Here is a 12,995-nt window from a genome sequence, read left to right on the forward strand (position 1 = left end):
GACCCAGCGCAGCATTTCTAGTTGACGAGAGTTGACCGACCGAGGCACGCGCGCACCATACGGCGCTCCATCGGGGTACGCCGGCTGCTAGGCAGGACGCCGACTGTCGACGTGCCCTATTTCTCTCCGGTCTTTCGCCGCCGTATGACGAGGCTCGGCGCAGAGCCCATGAGGCATGCGAGGAGGACCGCGGCGGCGCTAAGTAGTGGCGTGCGCGGCGACCCGCTGTCGGAGCCGAGGTCGAGGGCGTCGGTGGGGTAGTCGATCATCTTTGCTGCCGCGCGTGCGTCAGCTTCCCCGGTGGTGTTCGCCAGGTGCTCGAGGGCTCCGTCGAAGCCGGCCCGCCCGCTCGTGCCGTGCACGCCGGGTCGCAGTCGGGTGTCGAAGACGGCGGTGTTCGCCTCGGTGAGGGTGAGAAGCGTCAGCCCGTGCGCGGTGTGAACCACGCCGGTTGCGCTCAGAGCAACGGTTCGCGCGGCGGCGGAGTTGCTGTAGACCTCGAACAGGCTCGCGGTATCGATCTCGCCATCGCCGTCGTGGAGGGTGATGGCGACGGTGGGGCGTCCCCATGGCAGCAGGGTGTTCAGGGCGACGGGCCAGTCTGAGGGCGCCCAGGTCTGGCTGGGGATGGCGGTGGACGCGTCGGGTGACCATCCGGGATAGCCCACCTGTGCGCCGATCTTGCGGGCCTCCTCGGTTCCCGCCAGGTCTTGCATGACGGAGAGGGCGCCCGGGATGCCGGATGTGATGCCGGCGGTGGTGGTGATGTTGCCGTCGCGGACGAACCGCTCGCCGGCGACCCAGCGGGTTTCGGGGTGGGCGGCTCGGAGGGCGGAGAGTCGCGACCAGTGGCTGGTGGCGGTGCGACCGTCGAGGAGTCCGGTTTCGGCCATGAGCATCGCTCCGGCGCAGACGCTGAGGACGCGGGCACCGCGTGCATGCTGCTGCACGACCCAGTCGCGGGTGTTTTTCTCAACGGCGCCTTCCGGGTCTTCGACGGCCGGGACGACGACGACGTCGGGTGCTAGCTCGGGGCGGGTGTCGACGTCGCCGAACGTGTGGTCGGGCACGATCGATGGTGCTCCCTGGACGGAAGCAGGCCCGGCGTCCCGAGCGACCGTGTAGACGGAGAACCGCGACGAGCGGGCGAACACCTCGTACGGCCCCATCGCGTCCGTCGCGACCGTGGCGGAGGTCCCAAGGACGACTGCGACCACGAGTGTCCCCGGCGCCGGGGGCCGGCTCGCTGTACTGGTCGCGTCCGCGGCAGGGCCGGCGTCTGGCGGGGTGTAAGCGAGTTCTCCTTGGGAGGCGGTGACTCGAGCTCCGGCGAGGCTCAGGCCGCCCAGAGTGGCGGCCGCAAGTCCTGCGAACACGGCTGCGCGGAGCGTCGCGGCACCGATCGTCCGGGCCCGCATCACAGCTCGCCCTTCGCGCGGCTGGTGGTGGCGCGCCAGCCGAGGACGGCGGTGGCGAGTGCAACTACTGCGGCTGCGGTGAACGCTGCGGTGAACCCTGAACCGTCGAGGACGCCTGTTGCCTGTCGGCTGCCGGACGCTCCGATGATGATGAACGCGGCTGTGCCGAGGGCGCCGCCGACCTGCATGGACGCCGAGGCGAGGCCCGAGGCCAGACCGGTGTGGGAGGCGGGAACCGCGGAGGCCATCACCATGGTGGTCGGGGTGAAGCTGAGAGCCACTCCCGTCGCGACCAGCAGCAGGCCGGGCAGGACCGCAAGCACGTAGGTGACATCCTCGGGCGAGTAGGCGAGCCACAGCTGTCCGCCGGCGAGGAGCACGAGACCGAACACGAGAGTGCGTAGCGGCCCGAATGTCTTCAACGCTCGCGGGAGGACGCCGAGGGAGACGGCGAACCCGGCGAGCGAGGTGGGAACCATGGCGATGCCTGCCTGCTGGGGCGACATGGCGAGGGCCTGCTGGAAGTACAGGGCGACGAGGACGAAGGTAGATCCCCGAGTAGACCCGCCAAGTACCGCCAGGAGCACGCCGCGGCGAGCCATGGCGGACCCGAACACCTCAAGCGGGACGAGGGGGTCACTGACCTTGCGCTCGACGACGACGAACGTCACGGCGAGTACCACGGCTGCGGCCAGCAAACCCAAGACGCGTGGTGACGTCCAGGCGTGGTCGCCGGCGTCCACAGCACCGTGCACGAACGTGATGACGGCTCCGGTGGCGAGGGCCGCGCCGACCCAGTCGAGGGAGCGTCCTGCCGTGGTCGTGTCCGGTGCGAGCACGCGTCGCGCGAACGCGACGGCAGCCACCGAGACGGGGACGGTCACGAGGAACACCGAGCGCCAGCCGACGCTGCCGGCGAGGAGGCCGCCGCTGACCACGCCGGTCGCACCGCCGAGGGTGGACGCGGCGCCCCAGGCGCCCATCGCTCGTGCACGTTTTCCGGCGGGGAACGTGGCCAGCAGGAGGGACATGGCGGCGGGGCTGAGGGCGGCTGCGCCGACGCCTTGCACGACGCGACCCCCGATCAGCATGGCTGGCCCGGTCGCAAGAGCTGCGAGAAGGGTGCCGAGGGTGAAGAGACCGGCGCCGCTGGTGAAGAGGCGACGGCGCCCGAAGAGGTCGGACGCGCGCCCGGAGAGGAGGAGCAGGCCCGCGAAGGAGAGCACGTAGGCGTTCACCACCCACGTCACCGCGGCCGAAGAGAACCCGAGCTCGGACTGGATGGACGGCAGCGCGACGTTGACGATCGAGGTGTCGAGCATGACCAAGAACTGGGCCGAGACGAGCAGCGCCAACGCCAGCGGCTGTCGCTGACGGTCCAGGAACCGGTCGCCAGGCTCGGCGCGGGCGGCAGGCGGCTGGGTGTGGAGGTTTGTGGCGTTCATGCGTGTCACCACCTCATGCCGCGAGGCGGGGCAGGACCGCGTCGGCCCGCGCCACGCGCATCGTGCCGCACCGGGGGCAGTGGTTGCCGCGGAAGACGTCCATGTCCTGTCCGCACCAGCACAGGTCGTGCCGTGCGTCGGCGGTCGGTCGCCCAGCCGTCATCGACGGCCTCGAGATGCTGCGGATGGTTTCGGTGGTCGCAGTCATCGTGGTGGTCCTGGCCGTGGTGGCTGTCGCGGTCCTCTCGGTCCGGAAGCTACTGTCCATGGTTCTCACCGCCTGGTCCTGATGTGTCGTGGTGGGTGGGTTGATGCCCTCACGGTGTCGCGGACCCGGCTTCCTCGAACCGGTCGAATGGCCGGGTTCTGATGGGTTTAGCCGGGTCCGCGACACGTTCAGTGGTGCATGTGGCCGATGCCGCCGGTGACGCGCTGTGCGGGCATCCGCCACAGGGCGTACGCAGCGACAACCATCGCGATGACGGCGGCGCCGGTGAAGCCGCGGCTGAACGCGGCGGTGGCTCCGTCGAGTGTCATGAGCGACCCGGCCGTACTGGCCACGGCGGAGAGGACGGCCACGCCGAGCGCGGCCCCCACTTCGTGTCCGGTCATCAGAAAGCCTGACGCCACACCGGCATGCGAGGAGGGGATGCCGGCCATGGACGTCACGGACACCGGGACGAAGACCATGCCAACACCGACGCCCATGATGATCAGCCCGGGGAGCAGATCGGCGGCGTAGTCCGCGTCGGTGCCCGCGTAGGAGAGCAGGACGGCTGCGGCACCTGTCATGACGAGGCCAGTGGCGGCGACGACGCGCGGCGCCAGGTGCGCGAGCAGGTGACGGGCGACGACGGTGCCGGCGGTGATCGCGAACGCGAAGGGCAGGAACGCGACGCCGGTCTCCATGGCTGAGTAGCCGAGCACGGTCTGGACGAAGATCGACGTCAGGAACACGGCGCCGACGAGGAGCCCCGTGATGCCGAGCATCACGGCTGTACCCGACACGAGCGCGTCGAGCTTCCACACGTGCGGCGGGAACAGCGGCTTCGCGGCGCGGCGCTCGATGGCCAGGAACGCCATCAGCAGGACGGCTGAGACGGCCATCGCGACGACCGTGTGGGCCGACCACCAACCGTGCGTGGCGGTCGCGCCAAGGGCGTAGGTCAGGGCTACGAGCCCGCCGATGACGGCGGCCGCGCCGGGGAGGTCGAGGTCGGCGAGCCGGGGGCGCGCGACCTTCTCCTTGGCGATGGTGCGGCTGCCGACGAGCAGGGCGAGGGCACCGATGGGTCCGTTGATCCAGAAGATGAACTGCCAGCTCGTCCACGTCGTGACGGCCCCGCCGAGCAGAACGCCCGCGGCGACACCGAGGCTGCCGACGGCCCCCCACATGGCGAGCGCACTCCTACGCTGCGCGCCGGCATACGTCGTGGTGATGAGGGACAGCGCGGCCGGGGTGAGGAGCGCCGCGCTGAGACCTTGGACGGCCCGCGCGGCGACGAGCTCACCGGTCGACCCGGCGAAACCGCTGACGAGGGACGCGGCCGTGAAGAGGGCGAGGCCGGTGAGGAACGCGCCGCGGCGCGACAGCAGGTCAGCGATGCGGCCTCCGAGGAGCAGGCCGCCGCCGGACATCATCACGTATGCCGTGACGAGCCACTGGAGGTTGCCTCCCTCGATGTTGAGGTCGCGCCCGATGGTGGGGAGTGCGGTGTTGACCACTGAGATGTCGAGCACCACGAGGATCTGGGCGGCCAGTGCGACGGCGAGCACCGTCCATGGCCGGCGCGGGCCGTCCTCGTCGTCAGCGCCGTGCGTGACGGCGTGCGGCGCGGGCTGGTGGGGGTCGTGGGGCGCTGCCTGGGCTGCGCCGTGGCGTGCGGGTGTCTTGGACATGTGCTGCTCCTGCGGGGATGGGTGATGGGCGGGTGGGCGGTGCGTGACGGGCGTGGATGCTGTCCTGGTGGGCCTTGGCGCGCAGGGTGCAAGTTCAGGGGGCTGCCAGCGGGGTGTTGTTGCGGACTCCTCGGACGACTGAGGTGATGGCCTCGATGGAGGCAGCGGCGCCGGCGGGGTCCTCGACCATGCCTTGGTGGCTGGCGTCGACGACGTTGTGAACGACGTCGCTAGACAATGCCGCGAGCTGGGTCTGGGCTGCCGTCCAGCCGCCCGTGTCGTGTGCCGTTGCGTTGCTGGTCAGCACGACGAGCGGACGGTCTCCGAGAGTGGTGAGCCGTTGAGCCTGGCGGAACACCCCGGGCAGCGTTTCCAGCTCGTCGCGGCCGTTCCGGCCGGCTCGCGGGGAGGTGTTCATGTCGTCGACCGGGCGGGCCTCTTCGGCGGGCAGGTGGGACCCTTCTAGCAGCGCCCCAAGGCCGAGTCGCGCCAGGGTGGGCATGACGCCGTAGGTGCGACGCATCATGGAGTAGGTGCGCGGATAGCTCGCGATGGCGTCGAACTGGTGGGGGCTAGTGCTGTCGAGGAGCACCATCCCGGCCACCTCGTCGGGGTACCGGTGAGCGTAGGTCAGGGCGTACGGGCCGCCGATGGAGTGACCGACGAGCACGAACGAGCCGGTCTCTCCGGCGACCCCGAGCAGGGCGTGGAGGTCCTCGGTGGCAGCAGCTGCGTCCTGCGGTTCGGCGAGGTCGTCGCTCCAGCCCTGGCCTGGCCGGTCGTAGGCGCAGACGCGAGTGGTGAGGGCTGCGCCGTCGACGATGCGGGCCCACGAGGCCGAGAACTCCCCGAGTCCGTTGAACAAGATGACCGTGGGGCTGCCTTGGCCTCGGCAGTCGATGTGGAGGTCGTGACCGTGCACCGAGAAGGTCGTGCCCGGGGCGGGGTTTGCTTCGGCGAACGGTTCGGTGCTGACTTGGCGCGCTCCAGCGCCGATAGCGGCGGCTGCGAACACGAGCAACGTCGCGGACACCAGCCATCGGCCGGCGCCCACCATGTTGCGGCGCATCCGGAGGTACGTCCAGCCGGTGAGTGCGAGCGCGAGCGGCGGCCACCCCCACGTAAGGACGCCGAGGGTGTCATCCGAGGGGTCGAACGCGATGAGGGCTAGGCCCGTGGCCGCCATCGCGACCGCCGGGACTGCAGCCCACGGCTGGGGCCGGGTCGTCCTCCCCGACGTGGCGTACAGCGCTGACCACCCGATGCCGAAGCCGAGCAGGGCCGCGCCTGTGCTGACTCCTTCGGTGGCGCCCGGGAAGATCACCATCGTGAGGACGGCAGATGCGACCATTCCGACGACCAGGGAGATGACCACGGCGGATGTCGAGGACCGCTTGGTTGGTGACGTGTCGGTGGTGCTCATGAGGTGCTCGCTCTCGCAGCAGGGGGTGGGTACTGCTGAGAGTGGGCGCGGGTAGGACCGATCGCCCCGGTCAGATGGCCGGGATGACGTGCCTGGTCGTCCCCCTGGAGCTGGAGCAGCGTCAGGAGAGGTCGAGCTGGGCCAGCTCTCCCCGGGAGGTGACACCGGCCTTGGTGAAGACGTTGCGCAGGTGGAACGCCACGGTGCGCGGGGAAATCCAGCACTGCGCCGCCACGTCCTTGTTCGACATCCCGGAGCTGACGAGCTGGGCGACCTTGCGCTCCATCGGGGTGAGCTGCAGCTGCGTTGACGGGTCGCGCTTGCGGGCCGTCTCGCCGGAGGCACGGAGCTCCTGCTCGGCACGTGACGACCACGCGCTGGCGCGCACGTCGGTGAAGGTGTCCAGTGCGTGCCGCAGGTGCTGTCGGGCATCGACACGGCGCTGCTGGCGGCGCAGCCACTCTCCGTAGGCCAGCTCGATGCGCGCCACGTCAAGGGGGTGTTCGCGCCCGCGGCCCTCGGCCAGCGCAAGCTGGAAGAACTTCTCCACGTCGCCGTCCTTGGTGACCGAGCGACCGAATGCCACGGCGGACCGCGCCCACGGCTGCGCCGCTTCGTTTGCGAACTCCTCGAGCTCGTCAGTCCACACCCGGGCCTGCGTAGCGTCCCCGGCGCGGGCCGCTGCCTCGAGCCGTTGGGTCGCGACCATCCGGGCGACGAAGGAGAGCCGTATCCGGGAGAAGTGATGGAGCGCGCCCGCGGTGTCTCCTCGTCCGGTGCCTCGTACGGCCGCCGCCCACCGTGTCAGGTCGTGCACGGGGTCGGCGGTGATGCCGAGCGGGTGAGCAGCGACCAGGGTCTCCAGCCGGCACGCGAGGTCGTCGTACTCGTCGCTGCCCTGGTGGGCGGCCAGGAGCGCCAGCCACGCGACAGGGAGGGCCGTCATGGCGGGTTGGCCGATACCCTCACCGAGCGCTAGCGCCTCCTCGGCACTGACGCGCACCGCGAGGTGGTCACCAGTGACGAAGTGGACAAAACACAGGCGTTGCAGGCAGTAGATGACTGCGGTGACGGCTCCGCTCTCGCGGGCCCGTGAGAGGGCGTGCGAGTAGAAGCGCCGCTGCCCTTCGTCGTCACCGAGCTGCAGGGCGGCGTTCCCCAGGTTCCACAGCACGTCGCGGTCGTCGACGTCCCCACCGAGGTCGAAGGCGAGCGCCAACGCGTCGACCGCCGCAGCCCACCGGTTGTCGGCGACCTCGGTCATCGACACCAGCATCGCCCTCAGGCACCGCGTGCGAACCGTGTCGTCGCCTGCGGTCGCGGTGAGCAGGTCCTCGAACCTCAGCGGCGTGCCGCTGTCGGCACCGAAGGTGCGCATCACGGCCGCGAGCACCCCCATCTGCAGCGCCCGTACAGCGTCGACATCGCACACCGCGTGCGCGGCCTCGACGAAGATCCGGTGACCCTCCGGCGCGGAGCCGATGTTGACCTCAATGTGCCCCCGCAAGCTCGCGATGTCGCACACCAGAACCGGGTCCTCGGTCACCTCACGAGCGGCGGTCAGCAGAGCACGTGCCCGTTCAGCCTGCCCGCACGCCCACGCGCTGCGTGCGGCTGCGAACATGAGCCCCGCCCGGCGCGCCGGGTCGGTCGAGAGGCTTGCGGCGCGCTCGTACGCCGCCAGCGCGGCGACGTACCCGCCACGCCTGCCGGACCGCGCGCCAACGTCGGCCAGCGCGTCGACGAGGTCGTCGTCGTGGTCGTGGTCGTGGTCGTCGCCACGGTCGTTCGCGGCGAAGGCGCGGTGCCATACCGCACGGTCGGCCTCCCCGGAGCTGCTGAGCGAATCGGCCAGGGCTCGGTGTGCCTGCCTCCGGTCGTCGTCTGCAGCAGCTTGGTAGATCGCCGATCGGACGAGCGGGTGCCTCAACGCGACCACGTCGTCGGTCTGCAGAATCAGTCCGGACTCCACGGCGGCTCGTAGCGCGTGCTCGTCGAGACCGAGGCGACGGGCGGCGTCGCGGACCACATCGAGTCGGCCTGAGTCGTCCGCAGCCGCGAGGAGGACCATCCGCTGCACCGGTACTGGCAGCCGTCGGCTCCGGTCGAGAAACGCCTGCTCGACCCGCTCAGTGAGATGCAGCTGGGCAGGCAGCGGCGCAGCACCGGTGAGTTGAGCAGTGTCCAGCTCGCGCGGGAGCTCGAGGAGAGCCAACGGGTTGCCGCGCGACTCCTCCACCAGCCGAGCGACGACACCCGCCGCCGCCGACCCACCCAGCTGGCGGGCGAGAAGGGCCCGGCTCGCGTCCTCGTCGAGCCCATCCAGCACGACCTCATCCACCCCGGGGGCCTCAAACCGAGCAGCAGTGCCCTCCCGGGCCGAGAAAACCATGGCCACCCGGTCCGCACCCAGACGTCGCGCACAGAACAGCAGGGCGCCTGCCGAGGCCGGGTCGAGCCAGTGGGCGTCGTCGACGATGCACAGCACCGGGCCCTCCTCACCGGCCGACGTCAACAGAGACAAGGTGGCGACCCCCACCAGGAACGGCTCCACCGACGGACCGTCGTCCTCCCCGAACGCCACCCCGAGGGCGCGAGCTTGCGGCGGCGGGAGCTGGTCCCGCAGCCGCGTCAGCGGAAGGAGCAGACGATGCAACGCTGCGAACGGCAGCGGTGCCTCGACCTCGAGCCCCTGCGTGCGAAGCAACCTGACATCCGTGGCCTCTGTGGCGAGTGCGTCGAGGAGGGCCGACTTCCCGACCCCCGGATCGCCTCGGACCACCACCGCTCCGGCCGTGCCGTCGCGTGCGTCGTCGACGAGCGCTCCCAGGAGTGCCCGCTCAGGCTCTCGGCCGACCAGCACGGCACGAACGTACAACCGCTGCGGCACGCCCGCAGGCGTGGACCGGACCAATCCCGGCGCTTTTGCCGGGGCGACCCGGCGGCCGTCGCTTCAGGCTCGTCGTATCGCTCCGGAGGCACTCGGCCCCGGAACGCCCGCAGCCAGGAGCTCCACATGCCCGAACACCCAGTTCCCAGCACACCGCCCACGGAAGGGCCGAGCACGTCGGTCACCGCGCAGGCCGGCACGCAGGCGTCTCACGCCTCCGAGACAGCCCCGACCAGGCGTCGGCAGATCGGGCTGCTGGTCTTCGACGGGGTCGAGGAGCTCGATGCCGTCGGCCCGTGGGAAGTGCTGTCCAACTGGACGCGCCAGCACCCCGAGGACGGCTGGGATGTGTTCTGCATGTCCGTTCACGGGGGGCCGGTTGTCGGCGCGAAGTCACTCATGCTCGGAGCCCACCACTCGACGCAGAGCACCCCCCAGCTCGACGTGCTCATCCACCCCGGAGGACCCGGCACCAGGCCGATGCTGAACGACCCCGAACATCTGCAATGGGTACGCGACGCACGTCGCGACGTACCGCTGATGGCGTCGGTGTGCACCGGCAGCCTTGTCTACGCCGCCGCCGGCCTGCTCACCGGCAGGCGAGCCACGACCCACTGGGCCTCGCTCAACCACCTGGCCGAACTCGACCCGACCGTCATCACCGACGTCCGCTCACGCTTCGTTGACGACGGCGACCTCATCACCAGCGCGGGCGTCAGCGCCGGCATCGACATGGCGCTGCACCTCGTCGCCCGCCTCGCGAGCACCGACCGCGCGCAAGAAGTCAGACGCGACATCCAGTACGACCCCATGCCCACGGTCTGACGAGCCAGAGCCAGAGCCAGAGCCACAACACACCGACATCGAGACTGGGACGACGACATGAGCACCGACACCTCCACCGACGCCCGCACCCGCGCAGCACGGCCCGGCACGATGCGTGCCATCACCCAGTACCGCTATGGCAACGCAGACGTGCTGCGCACCGCCCGCGTGCCGATGCCGGCCGTCGGCGATGACCAGGTCCTCGTCCGCGTTCGCGCCGCCGGCCTCGACCGCGGCACCGAGCACCTCCTCACCGGCAAGCCCTACGCCGTGCGCCTCGCAACGGGAGTGCGTCGACCCAGGAACCCTGTGCCCGGCAGAGACGTCGCCGGCATCGTCGCCGAAGTAGGCGCCGACGTGGTCGGCTTCGCGCCCGGCGACGCGGTCTACGGCGTCGCCCCTGGTTCGTTCGCCGAGTACGCCGTCACCACCTCCGACAAGCTCTCGCGCAAACCAGACGACATCACCTTCGCCCAAGCCGCCGTCATGCCCATCTCAGCCGGCACCGCCCTCCAAGCGCTCACCTTGGGCGGGCTCCAGGCCGGACAATCGGTCCTCATCACGGGCGCGTCCGGCGGCGTCGGCAGCTACGCGGTCCAGATTGCCGACGCACTTGGAGCCGAAGTCACCGGCGTCTGCAGCCCCGCCAAGGCCGACTACGTCCGCGCCATGGGCGCCCACCACGTCCTCACCTACCCCCACGACAGCTGGACCGACGGAACCCACCGCTGGGACCTAGTCATCGACATCGCCGGCAACCCCACCATCCGCGAGCTCCGACGCGCGCTCACCCCACACGGCACCGCCGTCTTCGTCGGCGGTGAAAACGCCGGCGCCGTACTCGGGATGGCCCGCCAGATCCGCGGGGCCCTCCTGTCGCCGTTCGTCGGGCAACGGTTCATCCCACTGCTGGCCCGCGAACGCGCCGAGCACTTCGAGCGGCTCACCCAGCTCATCGAGGCCGGGCAGCTGGGGCCAGCACTCGACCGGACCTACCCGCTTGAACAGGCCGCAAACGCCATGAGGCAACTGGAACGCGGCACCATCCGCGGCAAGGTCGCCATCACCGTGTTCGAACCCACACCTATCGCTGCGGGGTGACGCTGCTCGATCGCGCCAGCAGTACCTCGCCAAGAACCCGTACGGCTATCGCTGCCACGCGAACACGGGCGTGAAGTTCCCCGAGGCGGTCTGAGGGTCGTACGGCACGCTGGGTCGAAGTTGACTCGTGACATTCGCGAGCGAACTGCGTCCTTGACGGCGGCGGGCTACTCGGGTCGCTCGTCGAGCCAAGCCCCGGGGGCCGCGTCGGCTTCGTCCGCCGGGGCGGGTCCTGCAACGCGCTCGAAGAGGCCGTGCCCCTTGGCCGCGCCACGCGCCAGAGGCGGTCTGGCGTGCAGAGGCGGCGGAGTCGTTCTAGGCGATCTTCAGCCGCTTCCAGCGCGACACGTTGCCCGCGCCGTCCCGTACCCGGACGAAGATCTTGCTGCTCGAGCTCTTGAAGGACGACCGCTTCTTGTAGGTGCGCCAGGCGCCCGGCCTGGCCTTCTTCGAGGTGACCTGCATCGTGGCGACGCCTGAGGTCTTGTCGACCGCCCTCACGGTCACGACGTACCTCCGCTTCGCCAGCCGCGGCGCGAGGTCCGTCAGGCGGGGAGAAGCGACAGGTGCCTTCGCCCCAGCCTCGAGCACGGCCGGCGCGGTCTCGTCGAGGATGATGTCGTCCTGGTAGGTCTCCGGGCCGGATCGTCCGCCCAGGAATCGGGCGTAGATGGTCTTGGGCAGGCGCTCCGGACCGCTGGAGTCAAGGGTCCATGCCATGGTCGCACCGACCGGTCGCTGCGACGCGGGGAAGAAGCCGCCGTCGTTGGAGATCACGACGTCCTTCGCGTACGTCGGCCACCTCATGAAGACGGTCACCTGGGGATCGTTGGTGTATCTGGCGCCGTTGTTGATCGAGACGCCGATCGGTCCGACGGGCGACGCGCTGCTCACGTCGACCGCAGTGCTGGCGGTCGCCGTCGCGCCCGCGGGCGCAGTGACCCGAACGGTGACCGTACGGATCCCCGGGGTGTCGTACGCGTGCGAGATCCGACCGGTGGCGCCGGAGTCGGTCTCGAACGAGCCGTCGCCGTCGAGGTCCCACTCGAAGCGAGACGGCGAGGCGAACGGGACGAACGATCCCGTCGCGTCGAGGGCGACCGGTGCGCCGGTGAACGCCTGCGCCTCAGATGCCGTGAGCTTCGCGTCGGGGGTGGTGGGGTCGAGGTGGACCCGGACGTTGCTGCTGAGCGCCCATGTCTCGCCGCTCGGAGTGACCGAGAGGTCCGCAATGCTCGCGCTCGTGCCCCGGTCGACGCCGAGGGTCGAGCTGCCGTCCGCCGCGAACTTCCGGATCGAGGCACCCGACTGGGTCGAGACGGCTGCGATCACCTCACCCGAAGCCGTGGTGTCGAGCGCGCCGGTCGAACCGGGAATGGTGCGCCGAGCCACGCCGGCCGGGTCGTACTCCGTGATGCCGGTGGTGCTCGAGCTGGCCAGGACGTTGCCGTTGGCCAGTGCCTCGACGTACGCCCCCGAGGCGGGAATGCTGCCGAGGAACTCCCCTGTCAGGGGCGAGAACTTCAGGATCGTCGTGCCCTGATCGGTCGCGAGCCAGATGGCAGCACTTCCTGCGGATACGTCACGTGCTGAGGTTCCAGCAGCCAGAGCGGTTTCCCATTCGGTCGATCCCGAGGGGCTGACCTTGCGCAGCAAGGTGTCGTTGCTGCTCGTGTCACGGAACGCGAGGTAGAGATTTCCCGCGGCGTCCACCTCGAACGCTTTGATCAGCGGAACTGTGCCGATGCTCACGGGTCGCAGGTAGTCGCCACTGGACGTGCTCTCGGTGACCTGCGTGGTTCCATTCGAGAGGAAGGCCGTGAAGAGGTGGTTCTGCGGACCTCCGACGGCCATGCGCCACGGCATGGGCAGGGATGGGTACGGCGTTAGCGTGACGCCAGCACTCACCTGGGGAGCCGCGAGCAGCACGAACGACAGGGCAACAACGACCGAGAGTCCACCGCGTCGAGCGGCGGAGGCGACTGGCATCTTCA

The 12,995-nt window shown here is 70.2% G+C and carries 9 protein-coding genes; 2 read left to right on the plus strand and 7 right to left on the minus strand.

Annotated elements, in window-relative coordinates:
• Nucleotides 1-116: 116 nt before the first annotated feature.
• The 6 genes from EUA94_RS13645 to EUA94_RS13670 form a co-directional block, all read right to left on the minus strand.
• Entirely contained in the window at nucleotides 117-1,418 is a 1,302-nt protein-coding gene (locus EUA94_RS13645) for a DJ-1/PfpI family protein (protein WP_129427434.1), read from the minus strand.
• Nucleotides 1,418-2,863 carry an MFS transporter gene (locus EUA94_RS13650; protein ID WP_129427435.1) on the minus strand — a complete coding sequence of 482 codons (1,446 nt, stop codon included), beginning with the start codon at nucleotides 2,861-2,863 and terminating at the stop codon, nucleotides 1,418-1,420. Before EUA94_RS13650 ends, EUA94_RS13645 begins: the two co-directional genes overlap by 1 nt.
• Before the next feature lie 13 nt (nucleotides 2,864-2,876).
• Nucleotides 2,877-3,071: a hypothetical protein gene (locus tag EUA94_RS13655; RefSeq protein ID WP_129427436.1), complete on the minus strand. Its 195-nt coding sequence runs from the start codon at nucleotides 3,069-3,071 to the stop codon at nucleotides 2,877-2,879.
• Between the two features lie 188 nt (nucleotides 3,072-3,259).
• Nucleotides 3,260-4,762: an MFS transporter gene (locus tag EUA94_RS13660; protein ID WP_129427437.1), complete on the minus strand. Its 1,503-nt coding sequence runs from the start codon at nucleotides 4,760-4,762 to the stop codon at nucleotides 3,260-3,262.
• 94 nt (nucleotides 4,763-4,856) lie between these two features.
• Nucleotides 4,857-6,185 (minus strand): alpha/beta hydrolase, encoded by a 1,329-nt coding sequence (locus tag EUA94_RS13665; RefSeq protein ID WP_129427438.1) that lies wholly within the window; start codon nucleotides 6,183-6,185, stop codon nucleotides 4,857-4,859.
• Between the two features lie 121 nt (nucleotides 6,186-6,306).
• Nucleotides 6,307-9,048: a helix-turn-helix transcriptional regulator gene (locus tag EUA94_RS13670; RefSeq protein WP_129427439.1), complete on the minus strand. Its 2,742-nt coding sequence runs from the start codon at nucleotides 9,046-9,048 to the stop codon at nucleotides 6,307-6,309.
• A gap of 153 nt (nucleotides 9,049-9,201) precedes the next feature.
• Here EUA94_RS13670 and EUA94_RS13675 point away from each other — a divergent pair, with 153 nt between their 5' ends.
• Entirely contained in the window at nucleotides 9,202-9,900 is a 699-nt protein-coding gene (locus EUA94_RS13675) for a DJ-1/PfpI family protein (RefSeq protein WP_129427440.1), read from the plus strand.
• Nucleotides 9,901-9,957: 57 nt separating this feature from the next.
• Nucleotides 9,958-11,001: an NAD(P)-dependent alcohol dehydrogenase gene (locus tag EUA94_RS13680; RefSeq protein ID WP_242494865.1), complete on the plus strand. Its 1,044-nt coding sequence runs from the start codon at nucleotides 9,958-9,960 to the stop codon at nucleotides 10,999-11,001.
• Nucleotides 11,002-11,316: 315 nt separating this feature from the next.
• Here EUA94_RS13680 and EUA94_RS13690 read toward each other — a convergent pair whose 3' ends face one another.
• Entirely contained in the window at nucleotides 11,317-12,990 is a 1,674-nt protein-coding gene (locus tag EUA94_RS13690; RefSeq protein ID WP_242494870.1) for a PKD domain-containing protein, read from the minus strand.
• Nucleotides 12,991-12,995 lie beyond the last annotated feature (5 nt).

The sequence above is a fragment of the Nocardioides zhouii genome (assembly GCF_004137345.1).
GTDB lineage: Bacteria > Actinomycetota > Actinomycetes > Propionibacteriales > Nocardioidaceae > Nocardioides > Nocardioides zhouii.